At 41.1% G+C, this 23084-nt stretch carries 16 protein-coding genes; 7 read left to right on the top strand and 9 right to left on the bottom strand.

What is annotated here, in order from left to right; translation table 11 throughout:
* The first annotated feature begins 367 nt into the window (after positions 1 to 367).
* The 3 genes from Q4600_RS09230 to lysS all read left to right on the top strand — a co-directional run bounded on the left by Q4600_RS09230 (position 368) and on the right by lysS (position 5019).
* Positions 368 to 2032, top strand: a complete 1665-nt coding sequence (locus Q4600_RS09230) for a methyl-accepting chemotaxis protein (RefSeq protein ID WP_102529256.1) — start codon at positions 368 to 370, stop codon at positions 2030 to 2032.
* A gap of 373 nt (positions 2033 to 2405) precedes the next feature.
* A protein-coding gene (gene prfB / locus Q4600_RS09225; protein WP_198589602.1) for a peptide chain release factor 2 occupies positions 2406 to 3504 on the top strand; the annotation gives its coding sequence in 2 pieces (ribosomal slippage) (positions 2406 to 2480 and positions 2482 to 3504; 1098 coding nt in all).
* A gap of 12 nt (positions 3505 to 3516) precedes the next feature.
* Positions 3517 to 5019 (top strand): lysine--tRNA ligase, encoded by a 1503-nt coding sequence (lysS, locus tag Q4600_RS09220; RefSeq protein ID WP_229371221.1) that lies wholly within the window; start codon positions 3517 to 3519, stop codon positions 5017 to 5019.
* 102 nt (positions 5020 to 5121) lie between these two features.
* On the opposite strand, the gene Q4600_RS09215 is transcribed toward lysS, so the two are convergent.
* From Q4600_RS09215 to Q4600_RS09205, 3 genes are all read right to left on the bottom strand, one after another.
* Positions 5122 to 5565: a hypothetical protein gene (locus Q4600_RS09215; protein ID WP_303515560.1), complete on the bottom strand. Its 444-nt coding sequence runs from the start codon at positions 5563 to 5565 to the stop codon at positions 5122 to 5124.
* Positions 5562 to 6413 carry a hypothetical protein gene (locus tag Q4600_RS09210; RefSeq protein WP_303515558.1) on the bottom strand — a complete coding sequence of 284 codons (852 nt, stop codon included), beginning with the start codon at positions 6411 to 6413 and terminating at the stop codon, positions 5562 to 5564. The genes Q4600_RS09215 and Q4600_RS09210 overlap by 4 nt, the downstream gene beginning before the upstream one ends.
* 918 nt (positions 6414 to 7331) lie before the next feature.
* Positions 7332 to 8519 (bottom strand): BamA/TamA family outer membrane protein, encoded by a 1188-nt coding sequence (locus Q4600_RS09205; protein WP_303515556.1) that lies wholly within the window; start codon positions 8517 to 8519, stop codon positions 7332 to 7334.
* Positions 8520 to 8798: 279 nt separating this feature from the next.
* Here Q4600_RS09205 and pyrC point away from each other — a divergent pair, with 279 nt between their 5' ends.
* Together pyrC and Q4600_RS09195 are read left to right on the top strand one after the other, a co-directional pair.
* Positions 8799 to 9836 carry a dihydroorotase gene (gene pyrC / locus Q4600_RS09200; RefSeq protein WP_229372046.1) on the top strand — a complete coding sequence of 346 codons (1038 nt, stop codon included), beginning with the start codon at positions 8799 to 8801 and terminating at the stop codon, positions 9834 to 9836.
* Between the two features lie 273 nt (positions 9837 to 10109).
* Positions 10110 to 11726 carry a methyl-accepting chemotaxis protein gene (locus tag Q4600_RS09195; RefSeq protein WP_303515548.1) on the top strand — a complete coding sequence of 539 codons (1617 nt, stop codon included), beginning with the start codon at positions 10110 to 10112 and terminating at the stop codon, positions 11724 to 11726.
* 88 nt (positions 11727 to 11814) lie between these two features.
* Here the strand turns inward: Q4600_RS09195 and Q4600_RS09190 are convergent, their stop codons facing one another.
* Both Q4600_RS09190 and Q4600_RS09185 read right to left on the bottom strand, forming a co-directional pair.
* The gene (locus Q4600_RS09190; RefSeq protein ID WP_303515546.1) at positions 11815 to 13275 is read right to left on the bottom strand and encodes an OmpA family protein; all 1461 of its coding nucleotides are present in this window, start codon (positions 13273 to 13275) and stop codon (positions 11815 to 11817) included.
* 159 nt (positions 13276 to 13434) lie between these two features.
* On the bottom strand, positions 13435 to 15951 hold the full coding sequence (locus tag Q4600_RS09185; RefSeq protein WP_303515543.1) for a putative Ig domain-containing protein: 2517 nt from the start codon (positions 15949 to 15951) through the stop codon (positions 13435 to 13437).
* Between the two features lie 352 nt (positions 15952 to 16303).
* Between Q4600_RS09185 and Q4600_RS09180 the strand changes: the two genes are divergently transcribed.
* A complete protein-coding gene (locus tag Q4600_RS09180) occupies positions 16304 to 16900 on the top strand; it encodes a hypothetical protein (protein WP_303515540.1) in 597 nt (198 codons plus the stop codon).
* A gap of 219 nt (positions 16901 to 17119) precedes the next feature.
* Here the strand turns inward: Q4600_RS09180 and rluF are convergent, their stop codons facing one another.
* Positions 17120 to 18082 (bottom strand): 23S rRNA pseudouridine(2604) synthase RluF, encoded by a 963-nt coding sequence (gene rluF, locus Q4600_RS09175; RefSeq protein ID WP_303515538.1) that lies wholly within the window; start codon positions 18080 to 18082, stop codon positions 17120 to 17122.
* Between the two features lie 255 nt (positions 18083 to 18337).
* Between rluF and Q4600_RS09170 the strand changes: the two genes are divergently transcribed.
* Complete coding sequence (locus Q4600_RS09170) at positions 18338 to 18823, top strand: GNAT family N-acetyltransferase (protein WP_303515535.1); 486 nt, start codon at positions 18338 to 18340, stop codon at positions 18821 to 18823.
* 76 nt (positions 18824 to 18899) lie between these two features.
* Here Q4600_RS09170 and Q4600_RS09165 read toward each other — a convergent pair whose 3' ends face one another.
* From Q4600_RS09165 to Q4600_RS09155, 3 genes are all read right to left on the bottom strand, one after another.
* Positions 18900 to 19442: a DUF4287 domain-containing protein gene (locus Q4600_RS09165; protein WP_102529638.1), complete on the bottom strand. Its 543-nt coding sequence runs from the start codon at positions 19440 to 19442 to the stop codon at positions 18900 to 18902.
* Positions 19443 to 20145: 703 nt separating this feature from the next.
* Complete coding sequence (locus Q4600_RS09160; RefSeq protein WP_303515531.1) at positions 20146 to 20916, bottom strand: hypothetical protein; 771 nt, start codon at positions 20914 to 20916, stop codon at positions 20146 to 20148.
* Between the two features lie 238 nt (positions 20917 to 21154).
* On the bottom strand, positions 21155 to 23083 hold the full coding sequence (locus tag Q4600_RS09155; RefSeq protein ID WP_303515528.1) for an alkaline phosphatase: 1929 nt from the start codon (positions 23081 to 23083) through the stop codon (positions 21155 to 21157).
* Between the last annotated feature and the right edge of the window lies 1 nt (position 23084).

Below are 23084 nucleotides of genomic sequence, written 5' to 3'. Positions count from 1 at the left end.
GTGAGATAGGCGGTGTTTATTTTTGCAGTCGGCTTCACATTCAAGTTTGTTATGTGCGCTAAAGCGGTTAATAAAAAACGTGTGTCTGGTCGAGGTCTCATTTTGAGGGAGGTGTGTTATCTCCACTCACTTTAGAAGGCAACTTTGTAAAGGATTTACTGGGAGAAAACTTGCTAACCTATCGACAAAAATAAGCTAAAAAAGCGCGTGGGAATAATGTTATTAGTGATTTCTTGTTAAGACTTTTCTAATTTGTATCACAATTAAGATATGTTTGTGATCAGCTTACGGTTATTGTCATATTCATGTAACAACTCTGAATATGACATATATACTTCAAAGGTTATCACTTTTAAAGGTAAGTTATATGTTGCGGTTATCTCTTCGAAATAAGCTTCTTGCGCTTTCTCTTATTCCATTAATTGTTATTCTCACCGTTGTGTTAGTGCTGTTTTATATTAGCGAACAGCAGTCTCTTAATAATGACATTAAAGATTTTCGACATGAGTTAGTGTTAGAACGCAAAAATCAGCTCAAAGAAGCTGTTGAAATAGCTCAAGGCGTTGTTGAGTACCAAATTAATTTAGGCCCACAAGGTAATGTGAATCAAGCTTTGAGAGATTTGCGCTTTGGTAGTGCGGGTTACTTTTTTATCTATGATGATGCAGGGGTCAATATTTTTCACCCGATGCAGCCACAGCTAGAAGGGCAGAATAAAATTGATATGGCCGACCCCAATGGCACTAAAATCATTGTTGGTTTGCTTAATGCTGCTAAATCGGGTGAAGGTAATTTTTCCTACTATTATCAAAAGCCAAATACCCAAGGGTTAACTGAAAAACTTGGTTATGCAGTAATGATCCCGAATACCAATTGGATGTTAGGTTCGGGCGCTTATATTGATGATATTGAAGGTGTGATAGAAAAATTTCAGGTCTTACAACAAGAAGAGATGAACAAAAGTGTGATGTTCTTTTTGTTGATTACCTCAATATTAGGCGTGATAACCGCATCAGCCCTGGTGGTAATTGCACATCGAATGGTGCAACCGATCCAAAATATGGCTAACTCACTGAATGACATTGCGAGCGGTGACGGGGATTTAACTCAACGTTTAGCGATCAATGGCCATGACGAAATTGCGCAATTGGGCATCGCATTTAATTTGTTTGTCGAAAAACTCCAAGCAATTATTACTGAAGTATCCGGCGCCACTGATGAAGTCAAAGGTGCGGCTAAAACTATTAACGATCAAACTGTGACGATTTCAAATCAGTTGTATAGCCATAACAGCGAAGTCGATCAAATCGTTACAGCGATTACTGAAATGTCAGCTACGGCAAATGACGTGGCGCAAAACACCAACAGTGTGGCTGAGGCAACAGATGTCGCATCTGACTTTGTCCTTAAAGCACAAGATTGTGTCGATATCTCATTAAATGAAGTCTCGCTGTTAATGAAGCAAATAGATGGCGCTGCAGAGAATATTAGTTCGCTAAGTGAGCAGTCTAAAAAAATTAATTCAGTGCTGACAGTTATTGGCGGCATTGCTGAGCAAACCAATTTACTGGCATTAAATGCAGCCATTGAAGCTGCAAGGGCTGGCGAACAAGGTCGCGGCTTTGCGGTAGTTGCTGATGAGGTGCGTAGCTTAGCCAGTCGAACCCAAGCCAGTACCGTTGAGATTAATGAAATGCTATCTGAACTGCATAAGTTAGTCGGCCAAGCGGTTGACGCGATGGAGCAAAGCCAGAAAAGTGGTATACGTTCGGTGGATTCATCGAAAGCGATATCTGAAAGTTTAGGTGCTGTGACCTCATCGGTGACCAGTATTAACGACATGAGTACTCAGATTGCTACGGCCGCAACAGAGCAAAGCTCAGTGACTGAAGAAATTAATCGTAATATCACCTCGGTACAAGAGATCGTCAATGAGTTGCTATCATCGAGTCAGCAAGCAGCTGAGGTGAGTACTTCAGTGGCAAGTTCTGGTGATTATTTATCGACGTTAGTAAGTCAATTTAAGGTCTAAAAAAGGCTTAATGACAGGCTTAATGACAAGGTTATTATTAGGGCTAACTTAAACGTTAATTTAATCCCGCTCCATTAAGACGACTCACAATGTTGAGTCGTCTTTTTTATGTCAGTAAATATCTACTATTGAGCGACTTTTAGAAGGTGATAAGCGTAAAAGCTAGGTTTCTTGTTAACCGATACTTACACAGTTGCTTATACCTCTACTTATAGCTGTCCTTATACTCGTATCTAAACCGATAGTTAGCACAGACCAATAAAGTGATAAAAAGTCACTAAAACGAGGGTGCTTGCCCCTAGGTTTAGCGCTTGCTATAGGTTAGAATACTCGGTTTGCAGCAATCTAAATTTCCATTAAAGTAGAAATAATCATGTTTGAAGTAAACCCAGTTAAATTCAAAATCAAGGAACTCGCTGACCGCACCGAACTTCTTCGGGGGTATCTTTGACTACGCTGCTAAGCAAGAGCGTTTAGAAGAAGTCACAAGAGAGCTTGAAAGTGCCGAAGTATGGAACGATCCAGATAACGCCCAAGCCTTAGGTAAAGAACGTTCATCATTAGAAGCTGTGGTGAAAACCATCGATGATATGGACAGTGGTCTTGAAGATATTGAAGGACTGGTTGAACTTGCCGTTGAAGAAGACGATGAAGAAACCTTTAATGATGCCAGCACTGAATTAGAAGATCTTGAGAAGCGTTTAGAGGAACTTGAGTTCCGTCGTATGTTCTCAGGCCCTCATGATGCAGCAAACTGTTATTTAGATATCCAATCAGGTTCTGGCGGCACCGAAGCTCAGGACTGGGCTAACATGATCCTACGTATGTATTTACGTTGGGGTGAAGCCCATGATTACAAACCTGAACTAATGGAAGTTACCGATGGTGATGTTGCCGGTATTAAAGGCGCAACCATCAAGTTTAATGGCGAATATGCTTTTGGTTCACTGCGCACAGAAACCGGTGTTCACCGTTTAGTGCGTAAGTCACCATTTGACTCGTCAGGTAAGCGTCATACTTCATTTTGCTCAGTGTTTGTGTATCCAGAAATTGATGATTCAATCGAGATTGATATCAATCCATCGGATTTGCGTGTCGATACCTACCGTGCGTCGGGTGCGGGTGGACAACACGTCAACAAAACCGAATCTGCAATTCGTATTACCCATTTACCGACGAACACCGTCGTGCAGTGTCAAAATGACCGTTCGCAACATAAGAACCGTGACGCTGCAATGAAACAATTAAAAGCTAAACTGTTTGAGCTAGAAATGCTCAAACAAAATGCTGATAAGCAAGCCGCGGAAGATGCCAAATCAGATATTGGTTGGGGCAGCCAAATCCGCTCATACGTACTTGATGATGCCCGTATTAAAGATTTACGTACTGGTGTTGAAAACCGAAATACCCAAAGCGTCTTAGATGGCGACTTGGACAAGTTTATTGAAGCTAGCCTTAAATCTGGCCTTTAACGAGAGAAGAAGATGACTGAACAAACTCAAGACGAAAACAAGTTAATTGCAGAGCGCCGCGCGAAGTTAGACCACATCCGCGAAAACTGCCCAGCAAATGGTCACCCAAATAACTTCGATCGAAAACACAAGGCTGCCGATATTCAAGCTGAATACGGTCATCACACTAAAGAAGAACTCGAAGGCATGGACGTTCAGCGTTCAATTGCAGGTCGTGTTATGGCTAAACGTGGCCCGTTCTTAGTTATCCAAGATGTATCTGGTCGCATCCAAGCATATGCGGGTAAAGATGTTCAAAAAGATTTAAAAGCGACTTTCCAAGGTTTAGATATCGGTGACATCATTGGTGTTACAGGTAAGCTTCACCTTTCTGGTAAAGGCGACTTATACGTGAACATGGAGCAGTACCAATTGCTCACTAAAGCATTGCGTCCGCTACCTGAAAAATTCCACGGCCTAACTGACCAAGAAACTCGTTACCGTCAGCGTTATGTTGACTTAATCGTTAACGAAGAGTCACGTGAAGCCTTCATCATGCGTTCAAAAGTGGTTTCGGCTATCCGTAACTTCATGGTGAAGAAAGAGTTCATGGAAGTTGAAACCCCAATGATGCACAGCATCCCAGGTGGCGCTTCAGCTCGTCCATTCGAAACGCATCATAACGCGTTAGATATCGCAATGTACTTACGTATTGCACCAGAGCTTTACCTTAAGCGCTTAGTTGTTGGTGGTTTTGAGCGAGTATTCGAAATCAACCGTAACTTCCGTAACGAAGGTTTATCGCCACGTCATAACCCAGAATTCACTATGATGGAATTCTATATGGCTTACGCTGACTTCAACGATCTAATGGATCTAACTGAAGAAATGCTAAGTTCAATCGCCACTGAACTTTGTGGTTCTCCACAACTTCCATACGGTGAGCACACTGTTGACTTTGGTGGCCCGTACGCGCGTTTAAGCATGTTAGATGCGATTAAGAAGTACAACCCAGACAACGAAACGATTCAGTCTATGACTTACGAAGAAGTTAAAGACGTTGAGTTCATGCGTAACCTTGCGAAAAGCATTGGCATGACTATCGAAAAATTCTGGACTTGTGGTCAACTACTTGAAGAAATCTTTGGTGAAACCGCTGAGACACAGTTAATGCAACCTACGTTCATTACCGGTTACCCAGCTGATATTTCACCACTTGCACGTCGTAACGACGACAACCACTTCATCACCGACCGTTTTGAGTTCTTTATCGGCGGCCGTGAAGTTGCAAATGGTTTCTCTGAGCTTAACGATGCAGAAGATCAAGACAACCGCTTTAAAGCGCAAGTTGATGCAAAAGATGCTGGTGATGACGAAGCGATGTTTTACGATGCAGACTACATCACTGCACTAGAGCACGGTTTACCACCAACAGCAGGTCAAGGTATTGGTATCGATCGTTTAGTGATGTTATTCACTAACACGCACACCATCCGTGACGTGATCTTGTTCCCAGCGATGCGCCCACAAGGGTAATTGTTGGTTAAGCCGTTGGCTTAACAATCACGATTAAAAAACCAGCCTACTTGAAAAGTGGCTGGTTTTTTTGTGGATGGTAGGTGGGGATGAAATTGTTAATTAAGAGTCGAAATCTATAATTATAAGTACGCTTTTAGCTGTGTCATATAAAACTAAAAGTGAATAAGTAAAAACACTTATAGATAGTACATTAAGTAGTAACGTTGCGTTTTCGATAGCATAAATACGGTAAGAGTCTTTAATACTGAATAAAACAACAGCAATTACTATTAAGGCGATTTGTTCTTTGATTGAAAGTAACATTTGTTCTCTAGTATTTTTGAAGCATGCCACTCCACCGCTGGAGTCGATCATATCCCTAACTTTAGTAAGTACAATGCCCATAGTCGTTGCATTAATAGCAAGGAGTGCAATTAATATAGTTACTAAATTTTGAGTAAGAAATTTATGTAAAAACTCAGAGCCGAACCATGAATTTATTAGTTCAGCTATGAAGCCAATTCCTAAAGCTATGAGCGCTGTTTTTATTACATGACTAGTCATTTTAATAACTCTTTTAATACAGCCGCAATTTGTTCAGCGTTACCAGTAAGTTCCATTTCACCCAAGCTCACTTCTTTGACTGTTCTCGATGTTTGATGATGTTTTTTTATACCATCTATCTTAATTGAGATGTTACCACCTCCTTCACTACTATAGTCAACTAAACCTCTAAGGGCTGCGTTATTGTCTTCAAGATGTAAAGATGAGTCAGGCTCTGATTCTATTTTTAAATGGTTTCTAGTAGAGTTTGTACATTTTGCGAATGCCTTTAAGTCTTCTGGTAATGTTCCTGAAATATTCGCCATATTGGGAGTAATAATTTCAAAATCAACAGATTTAATTTTACCTCGATATTTATCAAGTAATGACCAGAATTGTTGCTTTTCAAATAGTGGCTCATAGATAGCACGCAAATGGAAGTGTGTTAATTGGGGTTCTAATTTTCCTAATATTAATTTAGTTACTGTTTCACATGCACCGAATGCGGTTGTTCTTTTTTGGACAGCTATATACTGTTTCTTTGGATGATTCCAAACCGCTACTAATATCGAAGGCCAGCTATCTATCGCTTCATCTTTGAAGTCACGGGTTTCTCTGTGTAATTTTTTATTGTGAGCAATGCGATATAAAAAGAAATCATCTTGATGAATTAATAATTTCACTATTGTTTTATGCCGAGAGTTTGAAAAGTCACTTTGTCCTAAAAGAGCATCCGAGAAAAATTTGTTTTTCTCTTTAATTAGTTGCTCAACATTATGAATTCCATTGAAGAAATCACCTTGAAAATATCTATCTACAGGTAGAATTTGATATCTAAAAAGCTCAAATGTATTGGTTTTACTACTCATAATATCTCGCGTTCTCATCTTTGAAAGATTGTAAGAGCAGGAAGTTAGTGGGTTAATCAAACTAAACCACTATAAGTCCATGTTTATACTTTATGTAATTATTTTATTAACTTACATTATATTATTAATGGATACTATAACCGTATTGGGTTGAATTATTATCTATTTTGATTGGCAACATTCTGTAGTTTAAAAGTCGTGGCGCTTCGCCCACACCCGACGAAAGGGAAACAACAGCTTTTCCCTTCTCGACATCCCTAGCCGCCCCAACGAAATTACTCTTTCAAAGCGAGTAAGCCTCATGCTTACTCGAAAATAGCTAACGCTTTAGATAGGCCATCCATGGCCAACTAAAGCTAGCCTGACGTCCTGTCAGGCTCACGCTATTTTCTTCAACGCATTTCAGCAATTTCAATGGGGGCTTCTTGTGCCCGCAGGTTCATTTGTTTTTTCGATGCTTGGATAATTAGAACTGATAAAGAAAAACTTATGGCAGTTGTTTATACTTTTTTTGCTTTTATTTGCATGTTGAATTTGAATTGAGGTAAGCAAGAAAATTACGTGAGTCTGGCCATGGATGGCCAGCTAGCTTTCGAGGGGAAGGGACGCCCCATCGGAAGCGTTAGTGATTTTTGCAGCTTGTCGAAGCAGGCTACAAATATCGTCAAAAGCTGGATGTTTCTCCGTTGGAAATTTTGCTGTTTAAATTTCGCCGGAGCTGCGGGGTGTTCTAAGAGGGAGTCGCAGTTCACTCCCTTTTAGTCTGGTGTGGGCGAAGCGCCACGACTTTGATCTACTTCAAACGAAGTTTGAAAATCACAATTTCAGAGACATCAATTCAAAGTGAGTGAACGACGACGTTAATCCAAACGAAGTTTGGAAATCACAGTAGCAACGACCAGTTCAAGCCAGCAAACATTAAAACCCTGTGCCGACATTGATATACCATGCAGTATCTTCTGGGCCTTTAGCTACATCAACCCCCATATGCAGACCGTAACGCCTTGCTATAGTGTAGCGAAAACCAGCGCCATAGGCGGTTTGCTTGTCGCTGTCCCACATGTTGCTATTACTGTTGCCCGCAAGACCTGCTCCGACAAAAGATAACACCATCCATCTTGGGGTTATGCGCCACATAAGTTCAACTTCGCCGGTGGAAACGGCTTCGCCTTGATAGCGGTTTCGCGGAATACCACGCATTTCAATATAGGGGTAAGTGAAGATGGGTAAGCGAACATCACTGCTGATGGTTTGATAATTTAGCTTAACGCCTAAGGTGACATCTTTTATGAGTGGCCAATAGTTAATCCCAGTAGCTTTGATGGTTTGGTAGTCGTAATCACTGCCGATGGCAGTATTAAACCAGTCGTATTCTAAGGTGTAGTCATAACCGCTGGTGGGCATAAAAAAGTTATTTAAGCTGTCGTATTGCAGCACGGCGCCAAGGGATGACACGGTAGGGGAAAGATCGATTATGTCAGTGAGGCGATCGACTAACTCTGGCGGTAATAATGAAGTGTCTTTATTGCTGGCTAAATCGACCTGGGCAAATTTTTGGGTGACACCTAGAAATACTGAACTATCAAATAGCCTAAATTGCAGTTTTTGCATCAGACCATAGCCTTGCATATTTAGATCTAAGGATAAATCTTGGCCAAAGTCAGATTGGCTATAAAAGTTCATATTTACATCGCCATAGCCACCCCCGACAAGATAGCGAATATGATCCTGCTTCCAGGTTTCACGGTGGCCTAAAAAGCCAAACTTTGAGCCATTATCGGTAGCGCCAATTCCCGCTGCCGAAATACCGGGTGTAAGGAGCTGGGCACCGCCATCCACTGACTCTTTCGCGACTTGCTGGCGTAGCTCAGTTTGTTCGGGCGTCTCATGGAGGAAAATCCCCATCAATAGTAAACCTGTGCCAACAGAGGGTTCAGTAATAATGCTAGGCACAGGTAAAAAACCGTAGGCGTTTTCTGCAAGGTATTCACCCGCATCAAAGTAGCCATCAATGGGATCAAAAAAGTCGATATTGGCCTGAGCGCTTTGACCGGATAGCAGTAAGGCTGTGGCTAAGGTGATTTTGGAAAGCGAAAAATGATGCACGTATAAAATTCCCTTTATAACGATAAGCTTACCGAACGACTAGCTCTAGTTGTGTTTTGTATTATGCGTCAATATCAAATCGTGTTGTTGATTTAATTTAGCACGGAGTCATGACCAAAATACAATCTTGTGATTGATAAATAACTTGTGATTACAATAATAATTGTAGGGATTTTTTGCTGTAGCAAAGTCAGCGTTTAAATAACGTGTCTATCAAGAAAACGGGTTTTCAGGCACAATAGCGCGCAATTATTCGTAATCGATTTTTAGGGAACCTAAATGACGCAAATCACTATTACTACGCCGGACGATTGGCACCTTCATTTCCGTGATGGAGACATGTTAGCTGAAACCGTACCAGCCACCGCTCGTTTATTTCAGCGCGCTATTGTGATGCCAAATTTAGTGCCACCTGTTACTGACGCTACGATGGTTTCAGCTTATCGTGAACGTATTTTAGCTGCGCGCCCGCAAGGTAGCTCGTTCGAGCCATTAATGACGCTATTTTTGACCAACAATACCACTGCGCAAGACATCATTGATGCCAAAGCGGCAGGCGTTGTTGCAGCAAAATTATACCCAGCAGGAGCCACCACTAACTCTGATGCTGCGGTTAAAGCATTAGATGCATTATTTCCAATCTTTGAAGTGATGGCAGAGCAAGGCATGTTATTGCTGGTGCATGGTGAAGTGACTGAATCGCACATTGACATCTTTGATCGCGAAAAAGAGTTTATCGATCGCTATATGGCGCGCATTGTTGAAGCCATGCCAACGCTTAAAATCGTGTTTGAACATATCACCACTAAAGATGCCGCTGAGTTTGTGGCATCAGCGCCAAGCAATATTGCAGCAACGATTACCCCGCAGCATTTATTGTTAAACCGTAATGACTTATTAGTTGGCGGCGTACGCCCACATAACTTCTGTTTACCTGTGCTGAAGCGCAATATTCACCAGCAAGCATTGCAAGCTGCTGTGGCAACGGGTTCTAGCAAGTTCTTCTTAGGTACAGATTCTGCGCCCCATGAAAAACACCGTAAAGAATCTGCGTGTGGTTGTGCGGGTTGTTACAGCGCATGGTCTGCATTAGAGCTTTATGCTCAAGTGTTTGATGACTTAGGTGCGTTAGATAAACTGGAAGGTTTTGCTAGCTTACATGGCGCAGACTTTTATGGCCTTCCGCGCAATACAGGTACAGTGACTTTAGTTAAAGAAGAGTGGGTTGTACCTGAGCAAATCATCTTGCCAAACCAGAACCCAATCGTACCATTCTTTGCGGGCGAAACGGTAAACTGGAAAGTGAAAACAGCTTAATCTGTCTCGATAATGTTGTTTTAACATAAGAAAAAACCAGCAGAGATGCTGGTTTTTTTGTTTTAGGGAAGTTCAAAATATTGAAATAACCATTATTAGTTTTTTACTATTAAAGCAATTGCTTATTAGGTCGATGAATATGAGGAATTGATTAGTGCTTAGAGCGCTAATTTAGCAATGGTTATCGCTTAACTGGGGCTAAATCACTGTCTGCCATTTCAATAACGGCTATTGTGATGAAATAACTCAGTTGATGAATTTACAGGTATGTTTATGGGTATTGATGTCTCCATTAAGAGAATGCTTCAAGTAACAATTACGTTATCTCTATTGGCTTTAATTATTTTAGCTTGGGTAAGTAATTCACAACAATCTTTCATCCATGAAAGTATATTAAATGAAGAGAAACAGGTTAATACCGTATTCGCTTTAAAAGATACGCGATATTACGTGGTGCAAATTCAACAGTTTCTAACCGATGTGGGCGCCACTAAAAGTGACGAAGCTAAATCTGAAGCTTATGAGAGCTTGAATGCAGCCTTAACAAACCTAGATAAACTCTCAAAATTATCCCCTGAATATTCGGTACAAGCCCAAGGCATTAAACAACAGGTACAAGACTTGTATGTTTCTGGTGAAAATATGGCTGATGCATATTTGAACGAAGGAACTGAAGCAGGAAACTTGTTAATGAAAGGTGAGGGTGGTTTTGATGATGCATCGTTAACATTAGCGACTAATTTAGATGAATTGGCTCAAGAATTAGATCACAAGTTTTCCTTAGCGGTAAAAGAAACCTTAAACGCCACAGATAATGCGACAACTGTTCAACTATGGGGGAGCTTAGCCATTGGCTTATTCATACTTGTGATTTTATCGATACTATATCGAAATATTTTAACCCCACTCACAGCTTTAGATACATCAATGCGCAATGTGGCTTCTGGTTCTAAAGATCTTACTGTTTCTTTAGATGACAGCGGTCAAAGTGAAATAGCAGAAGTCGCTGGAAGTTTTAATCTTTTTGTCCGAAATATTCGTACGCTTATCACGGACTTTAGTAGCGATACACAGCAATTGGGCACTGCAAGTGTGCAGCTAAAGGCATCGAGTAGTGAAACCTTAGAAGGGATGCAACGTCTACAAGGCGAGACTGAACAAGTTGCCACAGCGATGAATCAAATGCAGGCAACAGTTATTGAAGTGGCCAATAACGCCGAGCTTGCAGCTCAAGCAGCAAAAGGTTCAGATACGCAGGCTTTACAGGGGGATAAAATTGTTCAACAAACCATTACTTCCATCGAACAACTGAGTAATGGGGTGGAGCAAGCTGCCAATGCGCTTCAGCAATTACAAGATAACGCTGATAATATAGGCAGTATTCTAGATGTGATTCGTAGCATTTCAGAGCAAACCAACTTACTCGCGTTAAATGCGGCAATTGAAGCTGCAAGAGCAGGCGAACATGGACGAGGCTTTGCCGTTGTTGCTGATGAAGTAAGAACGTTATCGAAACGAACACAAGATTCTACTAATCAAATTCAACAAATGATTGGTCAACTTCAGAAAGGTGTTCAAGATGCGGTGACAGTGATGGATTCAAGCCGTCAGCAAGCTGTACAAAGCACTGAACAGGCCGCTAAAGCGGGCGAAGCATTATCCAGTATTACTCAATCGGTTGCCTTAATTGCGAATATGGCCACTCAAATTGCCACAGCAGCAGAAGAGCAAACAGCGGTAAGTGAAGAGATTAACCGTAATATTGTCAATATTAGTGATGAAGCCAGATTAACCGTCACTAATGCAGACCAATCACATGTGGCTAGTGTGCAAATGAATGATTTGTCACAGCAACTAAGTGAACAAGTCGGGCAGTTTAAGGTGAGTTAGTTGTAATGTAATTGAGATTATTTACCTGAAAGTTATTGATAAAAAAACCAGCAGAGATGCTGGTTTTTTGTGTCTGTAATCACAGGGCTTATTTACTATCTGATCTCAGCACCAGCTCGACTCGGCGATTTTGTGTTTTACCAGTATCATTCATATTGCTAGCAACAGGCGCATATTCACCAAGCCCTGCTGATTCAACTTGAGAAGGCTTAATATTAAAGTCATTTATTAGTGTATTTCTAACCGCTTTGGCGCGTTTTTCTGACAGCGCTTTATTATAACTTTGCCCGCCTTGATCGTCAGTGTGGCCAACAACATAGAAACCTTGTTTAGGGTGACTTGTAAGATACTCTGCAACCACTTTTATAACCTCCATTGCCTCTGGCATCAGTTTGTCACTGTCGAATTCAAACAATAGGCCATCAAGCGCAACATGGCCTGTTTGCGCTATTTTGTCTGTTAGGCCATCTAAATCAATGGTTAAGCGTTCAGTGTTTAATGTATTTTCTTCAATGATCCGTAATTCGCTCGAAAGGCCATTAATATAACCAATTATGTACGTCATCACATACACATTGCCTGTTGGCTTTTTTAGTGAATAAAGGCGATAGAATTGGCTTTCTGTGGTGCCGTTTGTGGCGAGTGCATTGAAGTGTCTTTGGAACTTGCTATCGGTTCCACATTCTTTTGCAATACAGCTAAAAGTCTCGATAAACCCTAGCTTGTTAAGTGCAGCTTGATAGTTTGCATCCACTTCGTATTCTGAATAGCTGCGAGGTAATCGATAAGCAATATCGGTAATTTTCCCTTCAATGACTTCTGTGGTGAATTTCTTACCGACTTTTTTAGAAGCGACAGTGGTTTGGCCAAATTGAAAGGTCTTATAGTCTTGAATGTAAGCCCCAGGAATTCGAGTGAGCATCGGGTGATCGCTCGAGCCTCTTTCATCCTTGCTACTGTTATCCTTTACGGCAATTTCGCTCACTTCAGCTTTTAGATAGTCTTTATCAATAGCAATTATATCTAAGGGCTCATCAATAACTTCAATGATATCCAATTGAATATTAGTGGCTTTTTTCCAGTCACTGATGTATATCGATACGTACACATCACGGCTTTCAAGTGTTATTTTTGTGGTGGTTAAGGCAGGGTTACGACCACCGACAGTGTCAATTGGCTTAATAAAATTTTTAAGTTTCGACTCTTTGCCACAGGCGTTATTAATACAGCTAAAAATAATTTCACCGCCTAAGTCCTTAATTTGCTCAAGATAATTATTGTGTAAGTTATGAGGTGTAAATTTCGGGTCTAAGCGATAATTAATTCGTGTCAATCTGCCTTCTACTGGTAAAGCGTTAATCGACTTCACCGTTTGATTAATCAACGAATAAGGACTGTAGTTACGGACTAAACTTTCCGTTTTTTTCACCTCTTCAGGTGGATTAAATAGTGGCGCTTTAATTTTTGCCTGTATAGGAATAGAGACTGAAATAATGAGTGCAATAAAGACTGATTTTGTCATTTTGGTTGATATAAATGGTGAAAACATATTAAGGGTCCAACAGTAAATGCGCCCGTACAAATACGGGCGCATGGCTTTAACCGACAATAAATTTGTGTACGTTTCAATCTGGATGACTAAAGGATTTAATTGATGAACTAAACCCTTTTAAAGCTATTTCCTAATTGAAAGCGAACTAAGCTAATACTATTTGACGTAATATTTACTGTTAATCAGCTCATTCACTAATGAATCTATTGCTTTTAAAGGCAACGCTTTTAGTGGTGCAGCTTGAGTCGAATAAGACGAAGGCAAAGACAAAGATTGCGGCGTTCTGTCTGGCGCGTCGACCCATTCATTCATCGGAGTAAATGTTAGAATGCCTTCAGCAGACTTCTCTATTTGAGCAACATGCCACCATAGAGTGATATCTTCTGTTGGTGGAGTAAATAAGTATTGCTCATTATTAAAAATAACTTCTACTCGAGTCGTTGCTGGGTCTATCGCTGGTGAGCTAGAGTAGTTATAAACGAAGTAATCATAAACACCCGCAACAGGATAGCTAGGTATTGAAATAACTTCAGGTCCATAGCTTGTGATGTCATCAACATCAAGATAAATGACACTACTTTCAATAGTCACTTCACGATTTCCAAAATAAACATGTCCTAGTTCAGTATCACCTTGGCTAATAAAGAGGTGTGAATCTAAATCCCGAGGCGCTTCCCCCCAATTTAAGGTGATTTTCGTTAATGCTTCAGAAAGCACTAGACACTCAGGCAAAGTGATATCCTCGCTTCCTGTTGCCATTATTTCTGTTCTACTCTGAAAGCCCAATGATGCGCCGATTAACATTGAAGAGTTTTGACGTACTGGCAAGCTAAAATCACCATTTGAGTCAGAGTAAGTGACAGAGCGTCCAAAATAATCTCGGCCATCTGAATTTAATCTAGCGCTTGTAAGACGAGTGCCTTCAACATCTGCAACACAGCCATTGATGAATACGGTTTCATAAATTCTATCAGCATTCCAAGTGGTGAAATGGCTCACATTACCTGCGTAATAAGATTGTCCGTTGTCATTCATTAGAGTTGCTTCGCCTTCTTCAACCCATAACCCCGATATTTCATCAAAGTAATAAAGTGGAATAGTGCTAGGGGGGAAGCTACCGACTGCAGGAATTCGAATTTCTGCAGTTTTCCCCTCGGCGAGTTGTAGTGGATTACCATTTTCATCTTCAAAGCTAACGGTAATTGCGCCAAATGATTCAATCGGCACAATCTCGCCAGCTTCATTTATGGTCAACATGTCACCTGGCATCATTTCTATATCAATGGCAGGGTTAATGATTGTTAGCTCAGCGAGAACTGCAGTTTCAGCTAAATCGCCATTGGCATTAACTAGGCTATCTTCAGGTAAAGTGATTAATAATGTATCTTCAACACTGAGTTCATTAACCTGTGAGGCATCAAAACTTACCGTCTGATGTACAGGTAATAAGAGTAAGTTGTGTGCTTGAGCTAATTCTGAACTAGAGAAGCTAATGGCTGCTTCAGCGAAACCAGTTGCATCAGCAGATAAAGTTAAGCGATCAGTTATTTCAGTATCTTGAATTAAGATTGAAAAATTTCCATCAGCATCAGAAGTGGCCAGTTGCGACTGGGTATCACCGTTAGATAGCATGACGGAACTGTCAACAATGTTTTCGCCATTGAAGTAGTTGATTGTGCTACCTGAAACAGCCACAAAAAACTTCTCATCAAGACTAAAGCTAACGATTGCAGGTGCAGCGCCATCTTCACCACCATCAGCCACACTAATGGATATATCAGTTAATGTGGTCTCAGTTACAGCAGAGTTATAACTGATTAAGCCTGTTGCAGAAATGGTTAATTCTGCTGGGCCAGAAATCATTTCAAAGCTAATATCATTTTCAACATTTAAATCATCAACATCAGATACCGCTAATTGGTATGTAAATGTCTCACCCGCATTAACGGTTTGTTCTGTTATTAACGATACCGTTGGAGCGTCATTGACTGGTGTAACAATGACTTCAAATATATCTGTTGCAGCAACAGCGTTATCTTCACCACCGTCTGCGACTGTTAGAGTTACTTCGCCAGAAGTAAGAACACCTTCAGTTGGTGTCCATGAAACAAGTCCAGTCGCATCAATAACCATGCCTTCTGGTGCATTTTCTAACGAAAAATTTAAGCCTTCTAATAGGTCATCACTGTCTTCTACAACCACTTGAGATGTATACAGTGTGTCTTCTACTGCGGTCAGCATTAGGGTGGAAGTTATCAAAGGGCTATCATTGACAGGTGTAACAATGACTTCAAAATTTTGAGTTGCAGCAGTGGCACCGTCTTCACCACCATCAGAAGCACTTATTGTCACAGAGCCTGATGTCAGAACTCCTTCAATTGGCATCCAAGTAATGAGCCCCATATCTGATATAAGCATGCCTTCAGGCGCGTTGGTTAATTCATAGTTTAGATCTGTTCCATTATTACTGTCGTCAGGATCTGTCACAGTAATTTGATAGCTATATGCTATATCTTCAATCGCAGTAACGATTGCCGAAGAAGTTATTTGAGGTGCAATATTCTTGTCTTGTTCTGGAGCGCTGTCATCAGAGTCTGATGAGCCACAACCAACTAATGCAATTGAAAGCGCAGCCGCAATGATTGACGGGCGCCAATTGGGGGTAAAATCCATTTTATTTTCCTAATCCTTGAATATAAAGTACTCAAACCTAACCAGTTGAGTAACGACTTTCGTATTCTATAAGCTATTAATTATTATATAAATAATACTTAGTGATGTAATTCTGAAAATATGAGTAATTAAAGCCATCGCCGTATCAAATATGTTGATATCGCTATATTCAGCGGGGGAGTTAGCATCAATAGAATTAGCCTTCATTGTTAATTATGTCCGTATTTGAAAGAGTAAAAAGGATACTGTTATTTTAAAATCCTATTCAATTTTTTGGTATTCTGTGACTATGAATTAACTCGTTTAATGGCACTCAGAGTGCCAGCACTACATTTTTAAGGAAACCATTCAAATGACATTTGCTAAGTATGTTGCTGTAACAATACTCATGGCTGGGCTGAGTATTAATGCTTATGCCGATAACCGAGCAGCAATGCTCGAATTTGATGCCAAACTCAGGCCTATTGCACAAAGAAGTCAGTTACTTTCAGACATGCAGGTCAAGTTAATGGATGACTTTAATCAAATGGCTGAAGCGGGCAAGAGTGCTAGCGCGGTGTTTAACAGTGGTAAGGTGCAGCAACTGCAATTATTGGGGAATGAAACTCTCATTGAAGCCAACTTGTTTGTGGCTGAGTTCGAACACTTTTTAGCGCAACTCCCTGAAACGTCGACCTGTTATCTGCCTGAAAAGGTCACAGAATACCAAGGTATGATTACTCAGCTTACGCAAGCCAATAAAGCGTTAAGTAACGTGCCTGAGATTGCTGATGGTGATGAACTAGGCGCCGCAATGGCGTTATTGAACCTGCAAATGCATGCAGGGCAATTGAGCTCTTTAGTGCAAATGTTTCAGTTGGTGAAAACCTGTTATATGCCAGAAGCGATAGGACTCAGCAAAGAAGATGTTGAGCAGATGAAGGCACAAACTGAAGATGCTGATAATTAGTAGATTATCCGTTAGTTGGTTTTTCCTCTAAATTAGTTCTCATATTAAGAAATAATAATATGAGCACCAGTATTTTGAATCTTCTCTTGAGCTTTCATTGCTAAATACATTGAGTTTGCACTTAATCACTAATCACTAATCACTAATCACTAATCACTGAGCATAAAACAAAACGGGCGCCAGTATTGCTACTGACGCCCGTTTTGTTTTAATGCAGGATTAACGTGCACGATTCGGTTTACGACCGCCACTTGGCTTACCTTTACCGCTAGCTTTACCTTGTCCTTGTCCCTTCGCTTGCTGACCTTTGGTTTGGCCTTTGCCGCCACCTTTTGCTTGGCCTTTATGTTTGGTGCTGCGGTTATGCTGCATAAAGTGCTCTGGCCCTTCAATCTTTCCACGCTCTGACGCTGTTTTGGGCTTAGGTTTAGGCTTTTTCTTTGGTGCTGCTTTTTTGTCTTCAGATGATGAGTCTTTGATCATCTCAAATAACACATCTAATTCTTGTTTGTCTAAGTCACGCCATTCGCCAATCGGTAGCCCTTTTAGGCTGACATTCATGATTTGCTGACGTTCAAGCTTAGTGACTTCAAAATTGAAATATTCACACATGCGGCGAATTTGACGGTTAAGACCTTGTACAAGCACAATTTTGAATGCGTAAGGCGAGACTTGTTCAACCTTACATTTTTTAGTCACTACGCCAAGAATAGGTACGCCAGCGCCCATGCCTTTAATGAAGTCATCAGTAATCGGTTTATTCACCGTGACAATATATTCTTTATCGTGATTATTCCCAGCACGGAGGATTTTATTAACTAAGTCGCCGTTATTGGTCAAAAAGATCAAACCTTGGGAGTCTTTATCTAAGCGGCCAATAGGGAAAATACGGGTGGAGTGATTGACGAAATCAACAATGTTGTCTCGCTCAGTGCCTTCTGTGGTACTGACAATACCGACAGGTTTATTCAGTGCGATAAACACCAAATCTTCAGCATCTCTTGGCTCAATATCTTGGCCGTTTACTTTAACTTTATCGCCAAAAGAAACTTGGTCGCCCACTTGTGCACGTTTACCATTGATAAACACATTGCCTTGCTCAATAAAACGGTCGGCATCACGGCGTGAACATATGCCACTTTCACTGATGTATTTATTAAGGCGCATTGATGAGTCGGTCACTTGGGTCGTCCTATTAAAAATTTAAAAAGCAGCTAAGAACAGATTGAAAACAGACTTGCTTTCATTTCAATTTTATTTAGCATTAGGCAATTGGGTGTATTGTAAAACAGCAGTCTAAAAAAGCAGAGCAGTTTATCATTTTTACTGAACTTTCTTAAGTAGGGTGATGAAATGGGCTTTGAAAATAATCTATTAACATAAGCTTTAAACACGAGCTTAAAACAAGAGCTTTGCTGAAATGAATAAGGATAATTCATGTTGATCCAACTTAGAGATTTAACCGAAGCAGATTTAGAGGCACTTTATCAATTTCAAGATGATCCAGTCGCTAATCAAATGGCGGACTTTCCAGCAAGAGATCGAGACAGCTTTTTTGAACATTGGCGCACCAATGTATTAGGCCGAGAGGATGTTTTTGCCCAGGGAATAATCGCAGATGACGTGCTGGTGGGCAGTGTGCTGTTATGGTCGATGAATTCGGCTAGCGCCCACCCTGATTGGTTTTTAGGTTATTGGCTCGGACGTGAGTTTTGGGGCAAGGGCATAGCCAGTCAAGCAGTAAGCATATTTGTTAAAAGCCATTCTAAAAGGCCGATTATTGCTGAGGTTGCCAGCCAAAATAAAGGCTCTATTCGTATCTTAGAAAAACTAAGTTTTGAGCATTGTGGCGCAGTCGAAGAGAGTGAGCACTTTAGTCAAAACCCGCAAAATCCTTTGCTTGAAATGAAGTTAGCTCATTAGCTCCATTTCAAGCTATCGACCATTAAAGTCAGCTTTTACAAATGAACTAGTACAAATGAGCTGGTACAAGTGAGCATTAAACCGATTGCTGATAAGCAAGTTGTAGCCATTGTTTTACTTCATCATTCACATCACTAATATCTTTGAGCTGTATGCGGTGGCTACACATTGCGCCAAAAGGCCCTGAGTCTTCTAGGCAACCTTGGGGCTCGGTATCTTTAATTTTTAAGCCAAGATCGATACGGGTTTTGGTGGCTGGTTTTATCAGGGCAAATTGTTTTTTCCTAATGATGCTCACTGTCGCTTTTTTAGGGGTTATTACTACGTCTTGGCCAAAGTTGCTTACAATAGAAATCAGTAAATCGTAAATTGGCGTCAGTGCTTCTTTGCCTTGATATTGTTGGGTAACTAACTCATCAGTAGACTCATCTTTTTGTTTTGATAAGGTCACAATCGTATTGGCAAAGCCATGGGTTACTCCATGTTCGGTTTTTAAATATTTAACTGCCATTCCATGCTTTTCAATATTCTGCTGTGCAAGTATGTCGAGCCACTCTGGTAATGACTTGCCGGTTTTTTCCGGCATGTTATCAATCATGGTTTGCAGTGCTTTATCCATTTGCCTCTCCCATTTTCTGTTCCATTTATTTGCGAATGATTAGGGCCTGTTGATCTTTGCTGGTTAAGTTTTGTTCGAAATAAAAGCGTTTTAATCGAGGCGAATGAATTGATGCCTAGTCTTCTAAGCAAAGTTCATTCAACAAAGAGTAAAACGCTTTTAGTCGAACCCTTCGGGCAGCGTTTGTTGGTCATTTTTACTGCGTTATCGACTTTTTATGTAGAATAACTACACCACAAAGTCTCTGCCTTGTACAAATGATCAACAATTCGCTGCAAAAACAACCTCGAAAGATCAACAGGCCCTAAATATCATCTTTATCCTTATATGTATAAAGGTAGCTATTTGAACTCAATAATGCACTTGTTTTATATCAAGCCTCATAGACGACTGCAGACTAGAAGGTAGGGGGCGGATTGTAGAAGATAGAAGGTAGAAGATAGAAGGTAGGGCGGGTTGTAGAAGATAGGGTGGAGTGTCGACCGGAATGAAAATGATCACTCAAGTTTGTTGATTGCTTATAAGAAAGATTAGCAGGGAGTTACGAGCAACTCCCTTTTAAAGCGTGGTATAAAGAGCGCCTTTAACTCAAAACTGGTTTGGAAACACTATATAAACTGAATGTTTAATCAGCATGTCCATGTTTATGTCCATGTCTATGTCCATGTTTATGTCCATGTTTATGTCCATGTCTAAGTTAATGTCAGTGTGAATGCCCATCACTGATTGCTTTTCCTTCTGTGTCATAAAACCCAGATGCACCGTGTTCAACAAACCCTAGCGTCACCATTTTAGTTAAAAACTCATCGCTATGATCGTCGCCAATATCGGCGTAATCGGTCATTTTGTAATGATTAATCTGTTTGAAAAAAGCAGTGATTTTATTTGCATCATGGCTGAGCTCAGTCAGTTGCCATTGCTCATGTGTTTGATGTTTTCCTTGGTTTTTTGTCCAGCTAAAACGACTGATAAGTTGAAGTTCAGGTAACCAAACTAACTCAATTTTACTGTTGGCAGAGGTTTGAGTGAGCACTTGCTGACGCTCACAGCCTTTGCCAGTTTCGGCGCTAAGGGTTAACTGTGAAATAAGCTTGTCTGAGATAAATTGATAACGATATGACCAGTCGTGTTCAGATTTCCCGTGTACGACTTCTCCGGGTTGGTATTCTATACCGCGTTGATAATGATCAAAAAAGCGGGTGGGTTTGATTTGCTTATTATTGAGCAAAAACCACGATTCGGTAATGTCTGTTTGTGGATATTGATGTGCGACAGTGTTTCCCTGACGCCATAGGTTTAGCTTGCTTGTGTGGCTCGAATTTTTACTCGATACGTTTGGCGAATTATCAGAGGAGGTGAGTTGATAACTTGCCTGCAAGTTTGATGGTGATAACTCACATTGAGCCTCAGCAGCGCTTGATAACGTGATGAGTAAGCTTGATAGCATGAATGATAAAGGCAGTGATAACTTCACAAAAACTCCTATGACATTGGTTGTTTTACTTAATGTCGGTGTAAATTGGTTAAGACTAAATAATTAATTAAACCCTATGGCTACAACTGGGTTACAGCCAAAGGGTTTATTACAACTGCTCGTATTACTGTTCAAAGAACTGCTCTTATTAAAGCTAGTATTGCAGCTCTTATAGCAGCTCTTATAGCAGCTCTTATAACAGCTCTTATAACAGCTCTTAGTACAATTACAGTAATGACTAGTTGGTTTGCGCAGCGTTAGCTTTGTTAGTTAAATCAGCAGCAAAGTCCATGATGTGGTAAATCACACTCTGTTCATTGGTGCCATTGACTAACATTGCTCCTGGGCCGTAAGCATAGATCCCAACATCTTCACCCGCGTGAGTTTCAGAGCTGGTAGGCACTAATGACTCTTGGTGGAAACCAGAAGAGGCTGTGTCGACATCAGTGAGGTCAAATCGACCTGCGGTAATGTCTTCACCGTAACCTGCATCTGCATCGGTTTCTGTACCTAGGTTTTTAAAGCCGCGACCATTGGTGTAACCCAGTGTGGTGTATGGCATGCCATCTGAAGCTGTTGAAGGTTCTTCGCTACCAATGCCAACGACTGTTCCTAAGATTGGGTTACCGCGTTTTGGGTAACCTGCAATGGTAAACACGTGGCCGTGATCGGCAGTAACAATGATTAATGTGTCAGACATATCCGTCATTTCAACTGCTTTGGCAATCGCATTTGAGAATGCCAAAGTGTCAGTTAATGCGTTATACGCACTGCCTGCGTGATGACCATGGTCGATACGACCAGATTCAACCGTTAAGAAGAAACCTTCATCGTTGTTATCTAGGATATCAATGGCTTTAGCAGTCATTTCAGCGACAGAAGGTTCACCTGCAACATCATTGGCGCGATCAGCTTCGTATTGCATATGAGATTCGTTAAATAAGCCCATCACACGAGTCGTATTAGCGGCATCAATAGCATCAAAGCCTGCTTGATCCATCACATACACACCGTCTGTGTAGGTCGCTTGCCACTCAGCTGTTAAATCACGACCATCGGTGCGGTCGCCTTCAACTGAACTGACTGCATCTGCTGAGTTATAAGCTGCATCTTTAGGTAAGAAATGACGGCGACCGCCCCCCATAACAACGTCGATACCGTCAACATCAATCCCGTTAATGCGCGCTTCAAGATTGGCTTCAAAGTTAACCAGTTGGTCAGCAATATCTTTACAACCAGCTGTAACGGCCTCTTCAGGCATATCTGAGATGTCTTCCCAGTTACGATCGGCAGATTTAGCATAAGTAGCAGCGGGTGTTGCATGGGTAATACGTGCAGTTGAGATTACACCCGTTGATTTACCCGCTATTTCTGCCAGTTCTAATGCGGTGATTAACTCAGTGCCTGCCACTGTACTGCAATCGCCACGCTCAACATTTTCATCAACCCCTAAAATGCCCGCATCCGTTTTCACACCACTCATCATCGCAGTCATGGTGCCTGCTGAATCTGGCGTTTGTGCATCAACATTGTAGGTTTTAGCAAGACCTGCAAATGGGAAGGTATCGAATGAAAGGTTATGCTCTTCACCGTTTTTACCTTGCATTTGTCCTTCTAAAATACGCGCTGCTGTGACAGTTGAAATACCCATACCGTCACCAACAAACAAAATCACGTTTTTAGCGCTGCCACGTAACTCATTTAAGGCGCTAGCATTGACTGCTGCGACTGATTGCGCTGATGTTTTAGCGCTGTTACTTGCCACTAGATTTGGCATGGTTGCATTCAGCCAATTTTGGCGTGCGGTGGTGATTTCTTGCTGGCCCGCTACAAACCAGTCGTTATTAACACTGGTTAAGATTTCGCTGGTACTAATTTCAGTATTACCTGGTGCACATACGTATTCTGTAGCAGTGATTTCAGCGGTTTGTAATGCACCGTCACTATCAGCATCAATACCTGAATCAATTTGTACACCGCTGTTAGGGCAGTTAGCGTCGCCAATGGCTAATGCTGTTTGTACGATAAGACTCGTTGAACCATTTGAACCATCAGCACCATTTGTTCCGTCAGTACCATTGGTTCCGTTAGCGCCATCATCACCGTCTGAACAAGCAGATAGACCGATTACAGCAAGGGCGACAAGAGATAGATTTAAGTTTTTCATA

The sequence above is a fragment of the Shewanella sp. 2_MG-2023 genome (assembly GCF_030548905.1).
In the GTDB taxonomy this organism is placed as follows: Bacteria; Pseudomonadota; Gammaproteobacteria; order Enterobacterales; family Shewanellaceae; genus Shewanella; species Shewanella electrodiphila.
The sequence above is the reverse complement of the archived record's forward strand: the minus strand, read 5'-3'. Positions and strand labels throughout refer to the sequence as shown.

Excerpts from the sequence above, each read along its gene's own strand:
- Q4600_RS09210 (WP_303515558.1), bottom strand. The coding sequence starts at position 6,413 with ATGAGTAGTAAAACCAATACATTTGAGCTTTTTAGATATCAAATTCTA.
- Q4600_RS09170 (WP_303515535.1), top strand. The coding sequence starts at position 18,338 with ATGTTGATCCAACTTAGAGATTTAACCGAAGCAGATTTAGAGGCACTT.
- Q4600_RS09165 (WP_102529638.1), bottom strand. The coding sequence starts at position 19,442 with ATGGATAAAGCACTGCAAACCATGATTGATAACATGCCGGAAAAAACC.
- Q4600_RS09155 (WP_303515528.1), bottom strand. The coding sequence starts at position 23,083 with ATGAAAAACTTAAATCTATCTCTTGTCGCCCTTGCTGTAATCGGTCTA.
- Q4600_RS09230 (WP_102529256.1), top strand. The coding sequence starts at position 368 with ATGTTGCGGTTATCTCTTCGAAATAAGCTTCTTGCGCTTTCTCTTATT.
- Q4600_RS09215 (WP_303515560.1), bottom strand. The coding sequence starts at position 5,565 with ATGACTAGTCATGTAATAAAAACAGCGCTCATAGCTTTAGGAATTGGC.
- lysS (WP_229371221.1), top strand. The coding sequence starts at position 3,517 with ATGACTGAACAAACTCAAGACGAAAACAAGTTAATTGCAGAGCGCCGC.
- Q4600_RS09190 (WP_303515546.1), bottom strand. The coding sequence starts at position 13,275 with ATGTTTTCACCATTTATATCAACCAAAATGACAAAATCAGTCTTTATT.
- Q4600_RS09180 (WP_303515540.1), top strand. The coding sequence starts at position 16,304 with ATGACATTTGCTAAGTATGTTGCTGTAACAATACTCATGGCTGGGCTG.
- pyrC (WP_229372046.1), top strand. The coding sequence starts at position 8,799 with ATGACGCAAATCACTATTACTACGCCGGACGATTGGCACCTTCATTTC.
- Q4600_RS09185 (WP_303515543.1), bottom strand. The coding sequence starts at position 15,951 with ATGGATTTTACCCCCAATTGGCGCCCGTCAATCATTGCGGCTGCGCTT.
- Q4600_RS09195 (WP_303515548.1), top strand. The coding sequence starts at position 10,110 with ATGGGTATTGATGTCTCCATTAAGAGAATGCTTCAAGTAACAATTACG.